The 20180-nt window shown below is 72.0% G+C and carries 17 protein-coding genes; 16 read left to right on the top strand and 1 reads right to left on the bottom strand.

The features are described from left to right. Positions 1-274: 274 nt before the first annotated feature. The 16 genes from OG871_RS32695 (at position 275) to OG871_RS32620 (ending at position 19092) form a co-directional block, all read left to right on the top strand. The gene (locus OG871_RS32695) at positions 275-1561 is read left to right on the top strand and encodes a lysine N(6)-hydroxylase/L-ornithine N(5)-oxygenase family protein (protein WP_371501725.1); all 1287 of its coding nucleotides are present in this window, start codon (positions 275-277) and stop codon (positions 1559-1561) included. Beyond that, the gene (locus tag OG871_RS32690) at positions 1561-3096 is read left to right on the top strand and encodes a class I tRNA ligase family protein (protein ID WP_371501723.1); all 1536 of its coding nucleotides are present in this window, start codon (positions 1561-1563) and stop codon (positions 3094-3096) included. The genes OG871_RS32695 and OG871_RS32690 overlap by 1 nt, the downstream gene beginning before the upstream one ends. Further along, positions 3093-4154, top strand: a complete 1062-nt coding sequence (locus tag OG871_RS32685) for an NAD(P)/FAD-dependent oxidoreductase (RefSeq protein WP_371501721.1) — start codon at positions 3093-3095, stop codon at positions 4152-4154. The genes OG871_RS32690 and OG871_RS32685 overlap by 4 nt, the downstream gene beginning before the upstream one ends. Then, positions 4151-5461, top strand: coding sequence for an MFS transporter (locus tag OG871_RS32680; protein WP_371501719.1), 1311 nt, complete (start codon positions 4151-4153; stop codon positions 5459-5461). The genes OG871_RS32685 and OG871_RS32680 overlap by 4 nt, the downstream gene beginning before the upstream one ends. Then, positions 5458-6777, top strand: coding sequence for an ATP-grasp domain-containing protein (locus OG871_RS32675; protein ID WP_371501717.1), 1320 nt, complete (start codon positions 5458-5460; stop codon positions 6775-6777). The genes OG871_RS32680 and OG871_RS32675 overlap by 4 nt, the downstream gene beginning before the upstream one ends. Positions 6778-6908: 131 nt before the next feature. Beyond that, complete coding sequence (locus OG871_RS32670) at positions 6909-8192, top strand: lysine N(6)-hydroxylase/L-ornithine N(5)-oxygenase family protein (protein WP_371501715.1); 1284 nt, start codon at positions 6909-6911, stop codon at positions 8190-8192. Between the two features lie 31 nt (positions 8193-8223). Next, complete coding sequence (locus tag OG871_RS32665) at positions 8224-9522, top strand: ATP-grasp domain-containing protein (RefSeq protein WP_371501714.1); 1299 nt, start codon at positions 8224-8226, stop codon at positions 9520-9522. Positions 9523-9554: 32 nt separating this feature from the next. Further along, entirely contained in the window at positions 9555-10766 is a 1212-nt protein-coding gene (locus OG871_RS32660) for an acyl-CoA dehydrogenase family protein (protein ID WP_371501713.1), read from the top strand. Positions 10767-10828: 62 nt separating this feature from the next. Further along, on the top strand, positions 10829-12037 hold the full coding sequence (locus OG871_RS32655; RefSeq protein ID WP_371501712.1) for an acyl-CoA dehydrogenase family protein: 1209 nt from the start codon (positions 10829-10831) through the stop codon (positions 12035-12037). 108 nt (positions 12038-12145) lie between these two features. After that, positions 12146-13867: a tryptophan 2-C-methyltransferase gene (tsrT, locus tag OG871_RS32650; protein WP_371501710.1), complete on the top strand. Its 1722-nt coding sequence runs from the start codon at positions 12146-12148 to the stop codon at positions 13865-13867. Between the two features lie 544 nt (positions 13868-14411). Further along, positions 14412-15047: a LuxR C-terminal-related transcriptional regulator gene (locus tag OG871_RS32645; RefSeq protein ID WP_371503487.1), complete on the top strand. Its 636-nt coding sequence runs from the start codon at positions 14412-14414 to the stop codon at positions 15045-15047. A 168-nt stretch (positions 15048-15215) separates the two neighbouring features. After that, positions 15216-15602 (top strand): cupin domain-containing protein, encoded by a 387-nt coding sequence (locus OG871_RS32640; RefSeq protein ID WP_371501708.1) that lies wholly within the window; start codon positions 15216-15218, stop codon positions 15600-15602. Continuing rightward, positions 15599-15922: a hypothetical protein gene (locus OG871_RS32635; RefSeq protein WP_371501707.1), complete on the top strand. Its 324-nt coding sequence runs from the start codon at positions 15599-15601 to the stop codon at positions 15920-15922. The genes OG871_RS32640 and OG871_RS32635 overlap by 4 nt, the downstream gene beginning before the upstream one ends. A gap of 16 nt (positions 15923-15938) precedes the next feature. After that, positions 15939-17315, top strand: coding sequence for an FAD-binding oxidoreductase (locus tag OG871_RS32630; protein ID WP_371501705.1), 1377 nt, complete (start codon positions 15939-15941; stop codon positions 17313-17315). 52 nt (positions 17316-17367) lie between these two features. Next, entirely contained in the window at positions 17368-18198 is an 831-nt protein-coding gene (gene ddaH / locus OG871_RS32625) for a dimethylargininase (RefSeq protein WP_371501703.1), read from the top strand. Between the two features lie 51 nt (positions 18199-18249). After that, entirely contained in the window at positions 18250-19092 is an 843-nt protein-coding gene (locus OG871_RS32620; protein ID WP_371501702.1) for a siderophore-interacting protein, read from the top strand. Between the two features lie 70 nt (positions 19093-19162). Here OG871_RS32620 and OG871_RS32615 read toward each other — a convergent pair whose 3' ends face one another. Next, the gene (locus OG871_RS32615) at positions 19163-20119 is read right to left on the bottom strand and encodes a hypothetical protein (protein ID WP_371501701.1); all 957 of its coding nucleotides are present in this window, start codon (positions 20117-20119) and stop codon (positions 19163-19165) included. Positions 20120-20180 lie beyond the last annotated feature (61 nt).

The following is a 20180-nucleotide window of genomic DNA, read 5'->3' as shown; positions in this document are numbered from 1 at the left end:
GGATCTCGGCGGCACGCGCACCACCGCCGGCCGCCACGGGAGTTGGCAGGAGGTCCGCGGGGGTCGGAGCGGCCGGCCGCGTTCCCGCCGCACCGGGCGGGGACGGTCCCAGAGTTCCCCGGGGGGTGGGAAGAGTTCCCCTATCGACCGGGAACGGCCGCTCCCTAGCCTCCTTACGTCGCTCGGCCGGCGTTCCGGAACGGTGGCTTCACCATCGGGAACCGCACGGCGGGGGACTGTCCGTGAGCGGCTTCACTGTCATCGAGGGGGAAGCGTGACCGACCACGAGGTTGGCGTTCTGGCGATCGGTGCCGGCCCGGCGAATCTGGCCCTCGCCGCCGCGATCGAGGAGTGCGGAAACACCGAACTGGCCGACAGCACCCTGCTGCTGGAACAGGCACCCGACATCAAATGGCAACGCGACCTGCTCATGCCCTGGGCCCGCAGCCAGGTCTCCTTCCTCAAAGACCTCGTCACCCTGCGCAACCCCCGCAGCAAATTCTCCTTCCTCAACTTCCTCCACGACCAGGGCCGCCTCGACCAGTTCGTCAACCTCGGCACCTTCCACCCCTTCCGCTGGGAATTCTCCGACTACCTCCAATGGGTCGCCACCTCACTCGAACGCGTCCACATCCGCTACAACGCACGCGTCGTCACCATCGACCCCGTCCACGACCACAACCACACCCCCACCGGCTGGCACGTCACCCTCGCCGACGGCGACACCATCCACGCCCGCGACCTCGTCATCGGCGGCGGCCGCGACCCCCACATCCCCCAACCCTTCACCGACCTCCCCCCCGACCGCGTCATCCACAGCGCCCGCTACCGCACCCGCATCGCCGACATCCCCCGCGACCAACCCCTCCACACCGTCGTCATCGGCGGCGCCCAGAGCGCCGCCGAAATGTTCTACGCCCTCCACGAAAACCTCCCCAACAGCCACATCACCATGATCGTCCGCTCCATCGGCCTCCAGAACTACCAGACCAGCAAATTCATCAACGAACTCTTCTTCCCCTCCTTCGTCGACGAATTCCACGACAGCCCACCCGAAATCCGCGCCCAAGTCCTCGACGAAATGCGACTCACCAACTACGCCGGACTCGCACCCCCCTTCCTCGACGAGCTCTACATGATGCTCTACCGACAACGCATGCTCGGCACCCCCCGCTCCACCATCCACACCATGACCGAAGTCACCCACGCCCACCTCGACAACGACAACGACAACGTCATCCTCGACCTCAAAGACCGGAAAACCGGCAAAACCACCCCCCTCCCCTGCGACCTCGTCCTCCTCGGCACCGGCTACGACACCCGCATGCCCGCCCTCGTCCGCGACCTCGCCACCAAAACCGGACTCCCCCACATCAACGTCACCCGCAACTACCGCATCGACCTCGGCCGCACCGCCACCGCCGCCGTCTACCTCCAAGGCGTCAACGAAGCCACCCACGGCATCGCCGACTCCCTCATCAGCGTCCTCGCCCAACGCTCCCACGACATCACCACCGACCTCCTCACCCGCCGCACCACCACCCCGCAGAGGACCAGCTGATGGACCGCACGATGGTGATCGCCCCCGGCCCCACCGCCAACGGCGATCTGCACCTCGGTCACCTGGCCGGCCCGTTCCTGAGCGCCGACGTCTGCGCGAGGTACGCGCGCGCCGCCGGCCGCGACGTGCTGTTCGGGACGGGCGTGCACTTCACGCAGAACTACATCGTGACCACCGCGCGGCGGCTGGGCGTGGACCCCGAGGAGCTGCGCGTCCGGTCCGGCGGCCAGGTGGAGGAGACGCTGGCCGCCGTGGGCATCGAGCCGGACGGGTTCGTCCGCTTCGACGACCGTTACGTGGGGTCCGTGCGGGCGTTCTTCGAGCGGCTGCACGGGCTCGGCCGGCTGCGGCTGCGGGCGGTGCCCTTCCCGTACGCGCCCCGCACCGCCGAGTACCTCACCGACGCGTACGTACGCGGCGGCTGCCCGGTCTGTCTGGCCGACGGGTGTGCGGGGCTGTGCGAGAACTGCGGGCACTGGATCGCGTCCGGCGAGCTGACCGACCCGCAGTCGACGCTGCACCCGGACGATCCGGTGGAGCTGCGCGAGCGGGAGGTGCTGGTGCTGCCGCTGGAGGAGTACCGCGAGGCGCTGGTGGAGTACTTCGCCCGGCAGGCCGCGACGATGCGGCCGCGCCTGGCGCAGCTGGTCGAGGAGTTGCTGTCCCGGCCGCTCCCGGACTACCCCGTGACGCTGCCGATCTCCTGGGGCATCCCGGCGCCGTTCCCCGAGGTCGCCGGGCAGGTGATCTACTCCGACGCCGAGACCATCGCCTGGAGCATGCACTGCACCGCGCTGGCCGCCGAGCACCGCGGCGAGGTGCTCGGCGCCGGGGACGAGCTGTGGTCGGCCGAGGCGGGCGCGGAGGTGGTGTACTTCTTCGGCTCCGACGCCAGTTTCGCCTTCGCGGTGGTCGGGGTGGCGATGCTGATGGCGCTGGGCGGCTACACGCTGCCCGAGCACTTCGTCACCAACGAGTTCTACGAGCTGGACCACGACAAGTTCTCCAGCAGCCGCGGGCATGTCGTGACGGGGCGGGAACTGGCCGGCGAGGTGCCGCGGGACCTCGTCCGCTTCTACCTCGCCGCCACCGGCCCGGACTACCAGCGCACCAACTTCACCCGCGAGGCGATGGCCGCGGTGACCGAGTCGCGGCTGGTGCGGCCGTGGAACCGGGTGGCGGCCAAGGTCGACGTCTGGACCGGCGCCGGGGCGCTGCCGGTGTCGGCCCGCTCCAGGGCCGCGGCGGCGCGGCTGCTCGAACGGTTCGCCGCCGCGTACGACACGCGCCGCTTCAGCCTGACGGCGGCGGCCTTCACCCTGACCGAGCAGCTGGCCCGGCTGGACCGGTGGGAGGTGTCGGCGGGTGACGCGGGCGACTTCTGCCACGAGGTGGAGGTCTTCCTGCGCTGCGCGGCGCCGCTGCTGATCGACCTGGCCGGACAGGGCCTGCCGGACGGCGGGATCCCGGCCGCGTCGCACGCCACGGAGGTCACGCCGGGACGGCTGCCGCGGCTGGCCGGGGCCGGCCGGTGACCGCGGCACGGGCCGCGCGGGTGGTCGTGGTGGGGGCGGGCGTGGTCGGACTGCTGACCGCGCTGGAGTGCGCGCTCGCGGGCCACCGGGTGACGGTCCTGGACCGGGGGGCGATCCCCAACCCGGAGTCGAGCTCGTACGACCAGCACCGGGCGATCCGCACGCTGGTGCCGGGAGATCCGGACGGCACCCGGCGGATGGTCGGCGCCCACCATCGCTGGCGGGAGCTGGAGACCGTGCTCGGCACCGCCTTCTACCGTCGCGTGGGTGTGGTCACGGCCTGGCCGCGGGACCGGGTGGCCGCGGTGGTCTCCTCGGCGGCCGACGCGGGCGTACCGGTGGCGGAGCTCGACCCGGACGACCTGCCGCACCTGGGTTTCCCGGCCGGTTCGGCCGGGGTCCGGGAGGCCCAGGCGGGTGTGCTGCTGGCGCGGCGGGTGCTGCGGGCCGCGGCCCGGTGGCTGGCCGGGCATCCGGCGGTGGCCCTGCGGCCGTACTGCGCCGTGACGGCGGTCGAGCCGGAGTCCGGGCGGGTCGTGCTGGCCGGCGGCGAGGTGCTCGGCGGCGACCTGGTCCTGGTCGCCGCCGGCCCGTGGGGCCGTGGGCTGGTCGACCATCCGGTGGTGCTGCGCCGTCAGACCATGCTCTACCTGCGGCCGCCGGAGCGGCTGGCGCGGTGGTGGCGGACGGCGCCCGCGGTGGGCGGCCTCGGCACCGACGGGCGGGCCTGGGCGGTGCCGCCGGGGGGCGGCACCCTGCTGAAGATCAGCTCGGACGCCGTGTGCCGGGAGGTCGCCGCGGCCGACTGTGCCGACGAGGACCAGTCGCCCTGGGCCCGGCGGTTGGCCGAGGCCGGCGTCCTCCCCGACGTCGAGCGCTACACCGTGGTGGCGGCCAGGGCCTGCCACTACACGACGGACCCGGACACCGGCGGTGCGCGACTCGCCCGCGTCGGCCCGGCCGTCTGGTCACGGGCGGCCTGCGGCGGTACCGGGTTCGCCTCGGCCCCGCTGGTCGCCGGACGGATCGTCAACGCGGTGACGGAGGTGGCGGCATGAAGGACGAAGAGGCCCCGATCGGTGTCCTCGACACCCTGCGGGCGACGCCGGTCACGGTGCGGTATCTGCTCGGGGGCGTGCTGATCAACCAGCTCGGCGCGTTCGTGCAGACGTTCCTCGTGCTGTACCTGACGCACCGGGGCCTGTCGGTCACCACGGCGGGTCTGGGGATCGTCGCGTACAGCGTGGGCACCATCTTCGGCACCATGCTGGGCGGGGAGTTCACGCACCGGTTCGGCCCGCGGGCCACCATCGTGGCGGCCATGGCGGGCTCGGCCCCGCTGGTGGCGGTCATCCCGTGGCTGAGCCGGCCGGGGTCGCTCTGGCTGCTGCTGCTCGTCGTGGGGCTCGCGGGCCTGCTCGCCCAGGCGTACCGGCCGGCGGCGTCGGTCCTGCTCAGCGACGAGATGCCGGAGCGCCACCAGGTGATGGCGTTCTCGATGATGCGGATCGCGCTGAACACCGGGGCCGCGCTGGCGCCGCTGATCGCCGCGGGCCTGATCCTGGCGGACTGGGACGCGCTGTTCTGGCTGGACGGCGTGACCGCGCTGCTGTACGCGGCGCTGGCCTTCGTCCTGCTGCCGAGGCGGCCCGGGCCGGGCGCGCAGGGATCGGCGCCGGACGAGGCCGGGACCGCCGGCGACGCCGACCCCGGCCGCCCGGCCGTCACCGGCCGCGCGGCGTACGCCGCCATGCTGCGGGACCGCAAGTACCTCTGCTACCTGGCGGCCGTGCTGCTCGGCACGATCACCTATGTGCAGTCCTCGATCGCGCTGCCGCTGGAGGTGGTCGGGGACGGCTACCCGACCGGCCTGTACAGCGGGGTGCTCACGGTCTCCTCGGTGGTGCTGATCACCTGCGAGCTCAAGATCACCACGTACATCCTGCGGATTCCCACGCACACCGCGGTGGTCCTCGGCCACCTGGTGAACTCGCTCGGCCTCGCGGTCTACGCCCTGGCCACCCACTCGGGTGCGTTCGTGCTGCTCGGCGCGGTCCTCGCGGTGAGCGGGCTGATGATCGCGGGCCCGAGCATGTTCGCCCACCCGGCGACGTTCCCCTCGGCGCTGAAGGCCCGGTACATCGGCACCATGCAGGCGGTGGCCGGCCTCGGACTGGCGATCGGGCCACTGTTCGGGGTGTTCGTCTGGAGCCGGCTCGGCAGCGGGTTCTGGCTGCTGTGCGCCCTCGTGAACGGCGCCGCCGGTCTGCTCGCCATGGCCGGGCTCCGTCGCGACGCCGAGCCGGCCGCGGAGCCGGCCGCCGGCCCGGAGGGCAACCACGAGGTCGTCGGAGACACGGTATGAACGAGCAGCCCGCAACCGCCCGACCGGTCCTGATCGTCGGATTCGTGGGCGTCACCCTGGCCGCCATCGGGGCGTTCCAGCCCGAGGGTTCGGTGATCTACATCGAGGAACCGGACGTCGCCCGCAAGCGGCGGGTCGGCGACACCCTCAAGGACGTGGCGTTCGTCCGCGACCTGATCGAGTGGGAGTACCACCTGCCGGGCCGGGCCGACGAGTTCTACCTCGCCCATCCCGACCTCGACCCCGCCGCGGTCGTCCCGGCGATCGAGTACGCCACGCCGTTCGCCGCGCGGCTCGCGGAACGCTACGGTCTGCCCGGCGCGGGCCTCGGCGCGGCCCTCATCCTGCGGGACAAGGCCCTGCTGCGCCAGGTCAGCGCCGCGGCCGGGATCGCCAACCCGGCCAGTGCCAGGGTGCGGAGCGCGGCCGAGGTGCTGGCCTTCGTACGGGCGACGGCGGGGCCGGTGGTGCTCAAGCCGGCCAACCGGCAGGCGTCGGTGGGCACCCGGGTGCTGCACGGCCCGGCCGAGGTCGACTCGGCGTGGGCGGACTGTCTGGTGCAGGACGAGGGGGTGTTCGTCCCCGACCGGCCGATGGAACTGTCCATGCTGGCCGAGCGGTTCGTCGACGGGGACGAGTACAGCGTCGAGATGCTCGTCCGGGGCGGCGAGCCGCTGTTCGTCAACGTCACCGGCAAGCGCCTGTTCCCGGGCCCGCACCCGGTGGAGCTGGCCCACGTCGTGCCGGCCGACATCCCGGCCGCGCTCGGCGAGTCGCTGGGCACGCAGACGGCGCGCGTGGTGGACGCGGTGGGCTTCCGGGACGGCGTCGTGCACTGCGAGTGGATCGTCTCCGGCGGTGTGCCGTACCTCGTGGAGTGCGCGGGCCGGCTGCCCGGCGACGCGATCGTCGACATCATCGAAGTGGCGTACCCGGTGGAGCTGTTCCGCTGCTACTTCGCGCTGATGAAGGGCGAGGACCCGCCGAGCGCGCTGCCCGCGCGGGCCGAGGGCGGCGCGGCCGTCCGGTTCCTGGCGGCCGGCCCCGGCACCGTCGCGGAGGTGCGCGGCATCGAGGACGCCCGGCGGGCCGAGGGCGTGCTGATGGCCCAGTGCAGTGTGCCGCCGGGCCACCGGTTCACCGGGCTGCGCAACTCGTGGGACCGGGCGGGCATCGTGATGACGCACGCGAAGAGCCCCGCCGAGGCGCTCCGGCTGGCCGAGTCCGCCGCCGGTCTGGTCCGGATCGACCTGCGACCGGCCGCGGACGAGGCCGCGCGGGACGATCCGGCCCCGGCCGGGCCGGGGGCGGCGTAGGCCGGTCCCGATTCCCCGGGTGCCGGGCCCCGGCTGTGGAACCTCGCCGGCCCGGCCCTGTATGACCCAACTCCTTTTCCCCGGCGCGGCGTTGTGCCGTCGAACGGGTCCACTGTCATCGAGGAGGAAGCGTGACCGACCACGAGGTTGGCGTTCTGGCGATCGGTGCCGGCCCGGCGAATCTGGCCCTCGCCGCCGCGATCGAGGAGTGCGGAAACACCGAACTGGCCGACAGCACCCTGCTGCTGGAACAGGCACCCGACATCAAATGGCAACGCGACCTGCTCATGCCCTGGGCCCGCAGCCAGGTCTCCTTCCTCAAAGACCTCGTCACCCTGCGCAACCCCCGCAGCAAATTCTCCTTCCTCAACTTCCTCCACGACCAGGGCCGCCTCGACCAGTTCGTCAACCTCGGCACCTTCCACCCCTTCCGCTGGGAATTCTCCGACTACCTCCAATGGGTCGCCACCTCACTCGAACGCGTCCACATCCGCTACAACGCACGCGTCGTCACCATCGACCCCGTCCACGACCACAACCACACCCCCACCGGCTGGCACGTCACCCTCGCCGACGGCGACACCATCCACGCCCGCGACCTCGTCATCGGCGGCGGCCGCGACCCCCACATCCCCCAGCCCTTCACCGACCTCCCCCCCGACCGCGTCATCCACAGCGCCCGCTACCGCACCCGCATCGCCGACATCCCCCGCGACCAACCCCTCCACACCGTCGTCATCGGCGGCGCCCAGAGCGCCGCCGAAATGTTCTACGCCCTCCACGAAAACCTCCCCAACAGCCACATCACCATGATCGTCCGCTCCATCGGCCTCCAGAACTACCAGACCAGCAAATTCATCAACGAACTCTTCTTCCCCTCCTTCGTCGACGAATTCCACGACAGCCCACCCGAAATCCGCGCCCAAGTCCTCGACGAAATGCGACTCACCAACTACGCCGGACTCGCACCCCCCTTCCTCGACGAGCTCTACATGATGCTCTACCGACAACGCATGCTCGGCACCCCCCGCTCCACCATCCACACCATGACCGAAGTCACCCACGCCCACCTCGACAACGACAAGGTCATCCTCGACCTCAAAGACCGGAAAACCGGCAAAACCACCCCCCTCCCCTGCGACCTCGTCCTCCTCGGCACCGGCTACGACACCCGCATGCCCGCCCTCGTCCGCGACCTCGCCACCAAAACCGGACTCCCCCACATCAACGTCACCCGCAACTACCGCATCGACCTCGGCCGCACCGCCACCGCCGCCGTCTACCTCCAAGGCGTCAACGAAGCCACCCACGGCATCGCCGACTCCCTCATCAGCGTCCTCGCCCAACGCTCCCACGACATCACCACCGACCTCCTCACCCGCCGCACCACCACCCCGGACAGGGTCGCCCGGTGACCCGCCGGCCCGACCCCGAGGGAGGGGACGCATGACCGCCACCAACGGGACGCTGCTGGTCGTCGGCAGCGGGCTCAAGGTGTACCGCGAGTACCTCGTGGCACCGATCAGCCGCCGTGCCCGCGCGGCCGGACTGGAGCTGGTGCTGCTCAACAACCTCAAACCCACCTGGCAGTGCGAGTACTTCGACGAGGTCGTCGTCGCCAACGTCTTCGACTCCGCGGTGATGGGCGCCGCCGCGCGGGAGGTGGCCGCCCGGCGCCGGATCGTCGGGGTGATGTGCTGGGACGAGCCGCTGGTGCTGGACGCCGGCCTGCTGGCCGCCGAGTTCGGCGTGCCGGGGCTGTCCGAGCGCGGCGTGCGCGGCTGCCGGGACAAGGAGCTCACCCGGGCCGAGCTCACCGCGGCGGGCCTGCACCAGCCCGGCTTCGAGCTGACCACCACCGTGGAGCACGCCAGGGCGGCGGCCGAGCGGATCGGCTACCCGGTGGTGCTCAAGCCGCGGGCGATGGGCGCGAGCATCGGTGTGGTGTTCGCGGCCGACCGGTCCGAGCTGGACGAGGCGTTCCGCATCGCCCTGTCCGCGAGCCGGGTCGACCCGGGTCCGTACCGCGCCAGCGCCATCGTCGAGGCGTTCGCCCCCGGGCCGGAGATCAGCGTCGACGGCGCCGTCCACAAGGGCGAGTACCTGCCGTTGTTCGTGGCCCGCAAGGACAGCAGCGACCACCCGTACTTCGAGGAGGTCGGCCACGTCGTCGACGCGGCCGACCCGCTGCTGGCGGACCAGGAGCTGATGCGGACGCTGGCCCGCGCCCACCAGGCGCTCGGCATCGAGGACGGCATCACCCACACCGAGGTCCGGCTGACCGACCGCGGGCCGCTGATCATCGAGATCAACGGCCGGCTCGGCGGGGACCTCATCCCGTTCCTGGGCCGGATCGCCACCGGCATCGAGCCCGGGGAGGTGCTGTTCGACGTGGCCACCGGCCGGCGGCCGGACACCGCACCGGCCCGGCGGGCGGTGGCCGGCATCCGGTTCGGCTACCCGGAGCGGGACTGCCTGCTGCGGTCGGTCACGGTGCCGACGCAGGCGCCCGGCCTGGTCGCCGCGGCCCCGATGGCCGAGCCGGGCAGCACGCTCCGCCTGCCGCCCGGCGGGTACCTGGCGCGCCACTCCTTCGTGGTGTGCGAGGCCGACTCCGTCCCGACCTGCCGGGACCGGCTCGCCGGGGCGGCCGCCCTGGTCGAGCTGGACGCCGAGCCGGTCGGCCCGCCGGTCGCGGACGCACCGTTCGCCATGCCGGCCGGCCTGCTGGACGTGGACGAATGACCGGCACCAACGACCAGCCGAGGGACGGACACATGACCACGACGCAGACCCCCGGGGCCGAGGCGCCCACCACCGCCGCGGAGATCCTGGCCCGGGCGAAGGCCCTGGCGCCCGTCCTGCGGGCGCGGGCGGACGAGATCGAGCAGGCCCGGCGGCTGCCCGCCGACGTGGTGGAGCTGCTGCGCGGCACCGGCATCTTCCGGATGGGTTTCGGCCGCGAGTGGGGCGGCCCCGAGCTGACCTCGATGGAGCAGACCCAGGTCGTCGAGGCGCTCGCCTACGGGGACGCCTCCGCCGCCTGGTGCGGCGTGATCGGGGCCAACACCGGTCTGCTCGGCAACTTCCTGGACCAGCGGGTGGTCAAGGAGATCTACCCCAGCCTGGACATGATCACCGCCGGGGTGCTCGCCCCGGCCGGGCGGGCCGAGCGCGTCCCCGGAGGCTTCCGGCTGAGCGGCCGCTGGTCCTTCGGCAGCGGGATCGGCCACAGCGACTGGGTGACCTCGGGCGCCTTCGTCTACCAGGACGGCGAGCCCTACGCCAGCCCGGACGGCAGCAACCCGCACGAGTCCCGGCAGTTCATCGTGCCCTGCGACCAGGTCGAGACGGTCGACAACTGGCACACCACCGGCCTGTGCGGGACGGGCAGTTGCGACTACACCATCACCGACGTGTTCGTCCCCGAGGAGCACACCTTCACCTTCTACGAAGTGCGTGGCCGGCGCAGTCCGCTGGCCCAGCCGGAGTCCTTCATGCGCGCGCTGTGCGGGGTGCCGCTCGGGGTGGCGCGCGCGGCACTCGACCACGCCCGGGAGACCGCCCTCACCCGGGTCGACCGGATGACCGGCACCGCCTGGTCCGACAGCTTCCGCGTCCAGGTCACCCTGGCCGAGTGCGAGGCCGACTACAACGCCACCCGCAACGGCGTCTACGGCAGCATGCGCCGCCAATGGGAGGTCCTCGCCGCCGGCGGCACCCTCGACGACCTCACCCCCGACGAACGCGCCGCCTCACCACTCGCCTGGCTGCACGCCTTCCGCACCTCCCGCTCCATCGTCAACCGGCTCTACGACCTGCTCCAGACCTGGTCCATCAGCCGCACCTCACCCATGGACCGCTGGCTGCGCGACACCACGACCATGTGCCAGAACCTCACCGCCCAGGACGCCGTCCTGGAGTCGGTCGGCGCCTACCTGCTGGGCGGGACTCCCAGGTTCCGGATCAGCCTCGGCCTCGTCAAGTAGGCCGTCCCGTACCGGAGACCGAGTGACCGACCGGCGTGACCAATCAGCTGAGGGGCGATGACATGACCTTGACCGGGACTCCGGGCACCGAGGCACCCACCACCGCGGCCGAACTCCTGGCCCGGGCGAAGGCGCTGGCGCCCGTCCTGCGGGCGCGGGCGGACGAGATCGAGCAGGCCCGGCGGCTGCCCGCCGACGTGGTGGAACTGCTGCGCGGCACCGGCATCTTCCGGATGTGCTTCAACCGGGAGTGGGGCGGGCTGGAGCTGACCTCACTCGAACAGACGGAGGTGGTCGAGGCGCTCGCCTACGGGGACGCCTCCGCCGCCTGGTGCGGGGTGATCGGGGCCAACACCGGGATCTACAGCAACTTCCTGGACCAGGCCGTCGCCAAGGAGATGTTCCCCCGGCCGGACATGATCACCGCCGGGCTGCTCCAGCCGTCCGGGCGGGCCGAGCGCGTCCCCGGCGGCTTCCGGCTGAGCGGCCGCTGGTCCTTCGGCAGCGGGATCGGCCACTGCGACTGGGTGACCTCGGGCGCCTTCGTCTACCAGGACGGCGAGCCCTACGCCAGCCCGGACGGCAGCAACCCGCACGAGTCCCGCCAGTTCATGGTGCCCCGGGCGGAGGTCGTCCCGATCGACAACTGGCACACCACCGGCCTGTGCGGCAGCGGCAGTTGCGACTACACCGTCACCGACGTGTTCGTCCCCGAGGAGCACACCTACACCTTCTCCACCGTCCACGGGCGGCCCGGCCCGCTCGCCCAGCCGGACGCCTTCACCCGCAGCATGTGCGGGGTGCCGCTCGGGGTGGCGCGCGCGGCACTCGACCACGCCCGGGAGACCGCCCTCACCCGGGTCGACCGGATGACCGGCACCGCCTGGTCCGACAGCTTCCGCGTCCAGGTCACCCTGGCCGAGTGCGAGGCCGACTACAACGCCACCCGCAACGGCGTCTACGGCAGCATGCGCCGCCAATGGGAGGTCCTCGCCGCCGGCGGCACCCTCGACGACCTCACCCCCGACGAACGCGCCGCCTCACCACTCGCCTGGCTGCACGCCTTCCGCACCTCCCGCTCCATCGTCAACCGGCTCTACGACCTGCTCCAGACCTGGTCCATCAGCCGCACCTCACCCATGGACCGCTGGCTGCGCGACACCACGACCATGTGCCAGCACCTCATCGCCCAGGACCGCATCCTCCAGTCGGCCGGCGCCTACCTGGTGGGCGGCAGGCCCGAGTTCGGGATCAGCCTCGGCATCGTCTAGCACGACAACCACATCAGTGCCGCGAGCGCTGCGTGTTCCCCCTCCGCGCCGGTGGGGGAACACGCAGCGGTCATTCGCCTGCGCGTGCAGGCCACGTGGAGGAAACCGATGAGCAGACGTCCTGTCCTTCTGGTCAACCCCAACAAGGTGCATCCGCCGATCGCGCCCTACGCGCTCGACGTGCTCACCACCTCGTTGGAGGCGGCCGGCTTCGAGGTCGAGGTCCTCGACCTCACGTTCCACCGCGAGGACTGGAAGTCCTGCCTCGCCGAGTACTTCGCGGTGCGCAGCCCGATGCTCATCGGCGTCACCGTTCGCAACACCGACACCGTCTACGCCTTCGAGCAGCGTCCGTTCGTCGGCGAGCACAAGGAGATCATCACCGAGATCAAGCGGCTCACCGACGCGCCGATCGTCGGCGGCGGCATCGGGTTCTCCACCATGCCGTTCGCCCTGGTCGACTACTTCGGCATCAACTACGGCGTCAAGGGCCCCGGTGAGCGGATCATCTGCGACCTGGCCGACGCCCTGGCCACCGGGCGCGACCCGGCGACGGTGGCCGGTCTGATCCGCAACACCCCCCAGGGCGTCTTCCGGGTGCCGCCGGCGGTGCTCTCCGTACGGCACGGCATGCCGGCGGCGCCGCTGCCCGCCGGGCAGTTCGAGCCCCGGGTGTGGCAGGTCGACACCGCGGCGACGTACGTGCGGCGCTCCGGTGCGCCGTACAAGGTCGACAACCTGCTGTACTACCAGCGCGGCGGGCTGGGCGGCATCCTCACCAAGAACGGCTGCACGTACCGCTGCTCGCACTGTGTGGAGCCGGACGCCAAGGGGGTGCGGACCGGCCGGCGGGAGGTCGAGTCCGTGGTGGACGAGATGCAGTCGCTCGCCGCCCAGGGCATCCTCGACCAGCACACCACGGACAGCGAGTTCAACCTCGCCATCTCCCACGCGAAGAGCCTGCTGCGCGAGATCGTCCGCCGCAGGCACGCCGATCCGGCGAACCCGCTGAACGACCTGCGGCTCTGGGTGTACTGCCAACCCAGCCCGTTCGACGAGGAGTTCGCCGACCTGCTCGCCGCCGCGGGCTGCCGCGGCGTCAACGTGGGATCCGACCACGTCCGCAAGGACATGCTGCAGGGCTGGAAGGTGACCGAGAAGGGCACCACCTACTACGACTTCGCCGACACCGAGCGGCTGGTCCGGCTCTGCCACGAGCGCGGCATGCTCACCATGGTCGAGGCGCTGTTCGGGATGCCCGGTGAGACACCCGAGTCCATGCGGGACTGCGTCGAGGCGTTCATGGCGCTGGACGCCACCGTGACCGGGTTCTCGCTGGGGCTGCGGCTGTTCCCGTACACGCCGATGGGCATCGCGATCGCCGAGCAGTGCGACGGGGTGCGGACGGTGCCGGGGCTGCAGTCCAACACGGCCACCGGGCCGATCGTGCTGAAGCCGCAGGCCGAGTGCTCCGGCCCGGTGGAGTACGAGCGGCAGTTCATGTTCGACGAGCAGGGCAACTTCCGGCTGGTCTGCTACTTCTCACCCGATCTGCTGGAGGATCCGGCGTCCGCCGCCGATCCGTCCGAGCGGTGGAGCCGCTCCGTGGATCTGCTCTGGGACCTGATCGACCCCGCCGACTACCACCGGGTGATGCTGCCGACGCTGTCCGGCTCCAGCGAGCACGACAACAACTACGCGGACAACCCTTTCCTCACCAGTCTCAGCGGGCTCGGGTACACCGGCGCCTTCTGGTCGCACTGGCGCAGCCGGGAGGAGATTCTGCGCCGGGCGCGCGACATCGGCATGGTCGAGTCCGCGGGTACCTGAGCCGGCGCCGGGGCGCGGGTGAATACCGTGTCCGCGCCGACCCCTCCACATTCCGGCGGCTTTTTGATTTCGGTTCGGATCCCCCACCGGACGGGCGTGGATTCCCGGTGATTCGTATATTCATGAGGCCGGGCGCCGCGGTCGGTCCACGGCGCCGACCGGGGCGGGTCGATCGCTCCCGACCCAGAACGGCACAAGCTACCCCTATCGGCAGGAACCACTCGTCCGGAATTGGCAACTCCGAAACCCAGACGAACACTTGCTCCAATGTCGCATCAGCCAGCATCATTGCCCAACGACAACATCGATCACGAGTCGCGTGATCCGAGGCGGTAGTACCGGGCGTCGCGGTCGGCCGGCCCTGCCCTGAACGACCCCAGCCGGAGGAACTTTCTTTTCAGAGGGGCAGATGAACCGAAATGGGAGCATCAATGGTTTACATTGGCCAGTGCCATCGCACCTGGATACGCGACCGGACAATTCGAGTCACCGGCCCGACCGCGCACCCGCATCCTTACGCACCGGTCCTGCCCCCCTCACCGTCCTGCTGGCCGACGTCCAACCCGCGATCCGGCACGGCGTCCGGTCGATGCTCGAACACTCCGGCGGGGTGTCGGTGGTCGGCGAGGCCGCCACGACCGGCGAGGTACTCGCCGAGACCTCGCGCTACCGGCCCGACGTCCTGGTGATCGACCCGCTGATGGACGAGCCGACCGGCATGGAGGTGATCGCGCAGGTCCTGCGGCTGACCCCCGGCACGGGTGTCCTCGTCTTCAGTTCGGTGGACGAGGACAAGGCCGTCACGTCCGCGTTCCACGCCGGCGCGCGCGGCTACCTCGTCAAGCGGGCCGACGCCGACCAGATCCTCCGCGGCATCCAGGCCGTCGCGGCCGGACAGGCGATCGTGGACAAGTCGATCGCCGGACGGCTCGCCGCCCTGATCCGCCCGACCACCGGTCGGCGCTACTACCCGTTCCCCCAACTCACCGACAGGGAACGCGACGTGCTCGAACGCATCGCCGCGGGCAAGTCGAACACCGCCATCGCCCGCGAACTCGCGCTCGCGTCCAAGACCATCAGCAACCGCATCTCCGCGATCTTCGGCAAGCTCGGCGTGGCCGACCGCGCCCAGGCCATCGTGCTGGCCCGGGACGCCGGCCTCGGGCAGGGCCGGCCGTAACGGGGGCCGCGCGCACCACCTGCGGCGTGATCGCAGATTCCCGTGCGGGAGGGAAGAGTTCCCCTGTCCCCGGGGCACCACCGGATCCTAGCCTGAGGCCTGTCGCACGGCCGCCCATCAGAGGACATCGATCGGAGTGGAACGTTGACCGACCGGAAGCATGCCGACGTGACCATCCGCACGCGTGAGCCGGAGCACCTGATCCGCGACCACGGGTTGGATCTCAGACTGCTCCAGCCCTGGCCGGGGCTGAACACGCCGTTCCTCGGAGCCTGGTGCGTGCTGCGCCCGGGCGACGTCTCCGAGGTGCACTCCCACCACGAGCGGGAGATCTTCATCTGCATGGCCGGCCGCGCCGAGGTGGTCACCGGCGACCAGCGGTACGAACTCGCCGCCGGGGACCTCGCGTTCATCCGTCCCGGGGTCGATCACAGCATCGTCAACGAGCGCGACGAGGACTTCGCGTACTACGCCGTCTGGTGGGACCGCGCGATGGCGGCCGAGTTCCTCGACCAGGAGGCCGACGGCCCGGCGCAGGCGGGGCCGGCCTCGTGATCGACTACGACGGGCGCAGGTTCCGCGCGGCGGACGGCGACGCCGAGACGGTCGCCGTCTACCACCAGCAGGACGACCTGGTCTGGGGCGAGGTCGCCGGCGGTGCGATCCGGCGCGGCTGGACCGCCGGCACCCGGCAGCCGGACGGCTCCCTCGCCATGGGGTACACCATCGTGTTCGTGACCGGCGAGGTGGTCTGCGGGCACACGGTGAACACCCCCGAACTGACCGAGGACGGCAGGGTGCGGCTGCACGAGGTCTGGGAACGCTACGGCCCGCACGCCGCGACCGGGACGTCCTGCATCGAAGAGGTGTGCTGAGTATGGGCGTGACAGCGTGAACGAGGTGTCCGAGGCCGCCTGGCGGCAGTTGGAGAAGAGCGTGGCCGGCCGCGTGCTGCGCCCGGGCGAGCCCGGGTTCGACACGTCCAGCGCGCCGTTCAACCGGCGGTTCACCCGGACCGCGCCGAGCGGCGTCCTCGCCGTGGCGGACGTCGCCGACGTGCGGCGCGCCGTCGAGTGGGCCCGCGAGGAGGGCGTCCCCGTCGTCCCGCGCGGCGGCGGGCACAGTTACGCGGGCTACTCCGTCAACACCGGCCTGGTCGTGGACACCAGGGCACTGAACACGGTGACCGCCGACGGCTCCACCGGCCTCGTCACGGCGGCGGGCGGCGCGCTGATGGCGGACGTCTACGCCGCGATCGAGCCGCACGGGATCGCGTTCGCGCTCGGCAACGGCGCGTCGGTGGGCATCGCGGGCCTCGCGCTCGGCGGCGGGTCCGCCGCGACCTCGCGCCGGCTCGGGCTGACGGCGGACGCGCTCGTGCGCACCACGCTGGTGACCGCCGACGGCGAGCTGGTGACCTGCGACGCCCACCGGAACCCGGACCTGTTCTGGGCCTGCCGGGGCGGCGGCGGAGGCAACTTCGGCATCAACGTCTCCTTCACCTTCCAGGCCTCCCCGGTGCCGGACGTCTCCACCTGCCTGCTGCTGTGGGACGGCGGCGACGCTCCCGCCGTCTTCGCGGTGCTGCAGGAGGTCATGCGGCAGGCACCGGACGAGCTCTCGGTGCGGCTCGGCGTCAGCGCCGCCGACGGCCCGGACATCGTGGTGTCGGCCGTCGGGTTGCACCTGGGCCCGGCGAGCGAGCTGCGCGAACTCCTCGCCCCGGTCCTGGCCGCGGCCCGTCCGCTCCGCGCGGACATCGCCGACCGCACCTTCTGGCAGGCCAAGGACTACCTGCTGCACGAGACCTCGGGCGGGGCGTTCGCGGTACGCACGGGCTTCGCCACCGAGCCGCTGCCCCCCGAGGCCGTCACCGAGGTCCTCGGCCTGCTCGCCCGCCGTCCGGGCAGCGGCAACCCGGATGGCTGCGGCCTCGCCCTGTTCGGCTGGGGCGGCGCGATCAACCGGGTGGACCAGGCGGACACCGCCTTCGTCCACCGCCACGCGCAGTACCTGGTCAGCATGGACACGTCCTGGGACGAGCGGGACGGCCCGGCCGCCGTGGCGGCGAACCTCCGCTGGCTGGCGGACCTGCGGGAGGCGGTGGCGCCGTACCTGGCCGAAGGGTCCTATCTCAACTTTACCGACCCCGATCTGACGGACTGGCGCACCGCGTACTACGGCGCCAACTACCCGCGCCTCGTGGAGATCAAGAAGCGCGTCGACCCGGACGGCCTGTTCACCTTCGACCAGGCCGTCGGATCGTGACGCCGTGCTCCGGCCCCCTGCCCGTACCACCCCTTCGGAAGGAATACCGCACGTGTCCTCGGACATCACCCGTACCGCCCGCCCACGCCACTACCTGATGTGCCGGCCGACCCACTTCACCGTCGACTACTCCATCAACCCGTGGATGGACCCGGCCAAGCCGACCGACACCGACTTCGCGATAGCCCAGTGGGAGCAGCTGTACGCCCTCTTCGTGGAGCTCGGCCACACCGTCGAGCTGATCGAGCCGCTGCCCGGTCTGCCGGACATGGTGTTCGCCGCCAACGGCGCGACCGTGGTGGACGGCAGGGCCCTGGTGGCGCGTTTCCACCACCCGGAGCGCACCGGCGAGGCGCCGGCCTACGCCGAGTGGTTCCGCGCCCGGGGCTACGGGACGGTGCACCGGGCCGAGTTCAGCAACGAGGGCGAGGGCGACTACCTGGTGGTCGGCGAGCGCATCCTGGCCGGCACCGGGTTTCGCACCGACCGCCGCGCGCACGCCGAGGCGCAGCGGGTGCTCGGCCGTCCGGTGGTCACGCTGGAGCTGGTCGACCCGCGCTACTACCACCTGGACACCGCGCTCGCCGTGCTGAGCGACACCGAGATCATGTACTACCCGGGCGCCTTCTCGGCCGAGAGCCTGCGCACCCTTGCCGAGCTCTACCCGGACGCCGTGCTGGCGACCGCCGAGGACGCCGTGGTGTTCGGCCTGAACGCGGTGTCCGACGGCCGGCGGGTGGTGCTGCCGGAGGCGGCCGTCGGGCTGGCCGAGGCGCTGCGCCGGCGGGGCTTCGAGCCGATCGGCGTCGACATCACCGAACTGCTCAAGGCCGGCGGCAGCGTCAAGTGCTGCACCCTTGAGCTGCGGGGCGCGCGGGCCTGAGCCGGGTGTTAGTTTGGCTCGGCACGGTCAGGCCGGATCAGGGGGATTCTCATGGCGGAACAGTCGGCACGCAAGGCACCTCGGGTCCGTACGGCGGAGGTGGTGCGGACCGAGCGGATCACTCCGCACATGGTGCGGCTGGTCCTCGGGGGCGCGGGCCTGGAGGGCTTCGACGGCTCGGAGTTCACCGACCGGTACGTCAAGCTGCTGTTCCCGGCCGCGGGCGTGAGCTACCCGGAGCCGTTCGATCTGGCGCGGATCCGCGAGGAGTTCCCGCGGGAGCAGTGGCCGGTGTCCCGGACGTACACGGTGCGGGCCTGGGATCCGGAGCCGCGGGAGCTGACCGTCGACTTCGTGGTCCACGGCGACGAGGGCCTGGCGGGGCCCTGGGCTGCGACGGCGCTGCCCGGGGAGGCGGTGCGGATCGCCGGTGCCGGGGGCGGCTACGCGCCGGATCCGGCCGCCGACTGGCACCTGCTGGCGGGCGACGAGAGCGCCCTGCCCGCGATCGCGGCGGCCATGGAGCGGATGCCCGCGGGCGCCGTGGTCCACGCGCTGGTCGAGGTGGACGGCCCGGCGGAGGAGCAGAAGATCATCACGCCGGACGGCGTGGGCGTCACCTGGCTGCACCGCGGCGACCGCCCGGTGGGCGAGGCCCTCGTCGAGGCGGTGGCGGCGCTGGAGTTCCCCGCCGGCGAGGTGTCGGCCTTCGTGCACGGCGAGGCGGGCTTCGTGAAGGAGCTCCGGCGCCTGCTGCGGCTGGACCGGGGCGTCCCGCGCGAGCGGCTGTCGATCTCGGGCTACTGGCGGCTCGGCCAGAGCGACGAGGCCTGGCGGGCGGGCAAGCGCGAGTGGAACGCCCAGGTGGAGGCCGAGCAGGAGCAGGGCGTCTGACGGCAGTCCCGCGGGGCGGTTCCCGGGCGCATCCGGCCAGGACGCCCGGGCACCGGCCCCGCGGGCGCCGTCAGCGCGTCAGGCGGTCGTACCAGCGGCGGAAGAGTTCCTCCGGGTCGTCCGAGTAGGCCCACGGCACCCGGGTCGGGCGGTTGCCGAGCAGGGTGAAGACGTACCGGGCCTGGTCGGTCATGCCGGCCATCACCAGGCCGTGCGCGAGGTAGTTGAGGTCGGCGACGTCCTGGGCGAACTCGAAGGCGCGGTGCCGCAGCCAGTGCTCGCAGGTCTGGTCGAGATCCCGGACGGCGACCTCGCTCTTCCAGTGCTGGGAGAGCATCAGGTCGGTGGCCTCGCCGATCGCGGCGAGGCTGCGGTAGTGCTCGGCGCGGGCGGCCTGGGTGAGCGCGAGGAGGGGGGAGCCGGACGGCGCGAAGGAGGCGGTGTCCCAGGCGAAGTTGTACATCTTGGCGTGCGATCCGTGCCAGCGGGCGGAGACGTGGCGCAGCACCTGGTGGTGGCCCTCGCGGCTGTCGCGGTCCCGGGCCTGCAGTTCGCGCCACCACTGCCCGGTGTGCGGGTGGCCGCCCGCGTAGAGGCGGGCCAGGGTCATCAGCGAGACCCAGGGCACCGGGTCCTCGGGGCTGCCGTCCGCGGCCAGGAGGCAGGTCCGTACGGCGCGGTCGAGGCGGTCGCGGTCGGTGGCGTCCGCGCCGGGCAGCGGTGGGGCACCCGCCGCGACGGCGTTGAACAGGCGCATCACGTCGGTCTCGGCGCGCAGCACCATGGCGTCGCGGCTGCCCGGTTCGGCGGCCTGCCAGGTCTCGACGGTACGGTTGCCGGCGGCCGCGTCCGCCAGCAGGCGCATCCGGTGGGTGCGGCGGTCCCAGTCCCGTCCGGTGGCGCGCAGCAGGTCGCGCGCGCCCTGCCAGCGGCCGACCAGGACGTCCTGGCGTGCCTCGGCGAGCGGTCGGTCACCGAGGGTCGGATCGAAGGCGGACGACGAGGGACGGCTGCGCGCTCTGGCCACGGGCTCGCTCTCCTGTGGTGGACGACGGGGGGGACGCGGCGGTGGGCCGCCCGGCCGGGCG

It is taken from the genome of Kitasatospora sp. NBC_00374 (assembly GCF_041434935.1).
Lineage (GTDB): Bacteria > Actinomycetota > Actinomycetes > Streptomycetales > Streptomycetaceae > Kitasatospora.
Note: the sequence above shows the minus strand (reverse complement) of the source record. Positions and strands in the feature narration are given on the sequence as shown.

What these genes read in the sequence shown, in the direction of transcription:
- OG871_RS32620 (WP_371501702.1), top strand. Translation starts at nt 18,250, where the DNA reads ATGGCGGAACAGTCGGCACGCAAGGCACCTCGGGTCCGTACGGCGGAG.
- OG871_RS32660 (WP_371501713.1), top strand. Translation starts at nt 9,555, where the DNA reads ATGACCACGACGCAGACCCCCGGGGCCGAGGCGCCCACCACCGCCGCG.
- OG871_RS32675 (WP_371501717.1), top strand. Translation starts at nt 5,458, where the DNA reads ATGAACGAGCAGCCCGCAACCGCCCGACCGGTCCTGATCGTCGGATTC.
- OG871_RS32680 (WP_371501719.1), top strand. Translation starts at nt 4,151, where the DNA reads ATGAAGGACGAAGAGGCCCCGATCGGTGTCCTCGACACCCTGCGGGCG.
- OG871_RS32665 (WP_371501714.1), top strand. Translation starts at nt 8,224, where the DNA reads ATGACCGCCACCAACGGGACGCTGCTGGTCGTCGGCAGCGGGCTCAAG.
- OG871_RS32690 (WP_371501723.1), top strand. Translation starts at nt 1,561, where the DNA reads ATGGACCGCACGATGGTGATCGCCCCCGGCCCCACCGCCAACGGCGAT.
- tsrT (WP_371501710.1), top strand. Translation starts at nt 12,146, where the DNA reads ATGAGCAGACGTCCTGTCCTTCTGGTCAACCCCAACAAGGTGCATCCG.
- OG871_RS32655 (WP_371501712.1), top strand. Translation starts at nt 10,829, where the DNA reads ATGACCTTGACCGGGACTCCGGGCACCGAGGCACCCACCACCGCGGCC.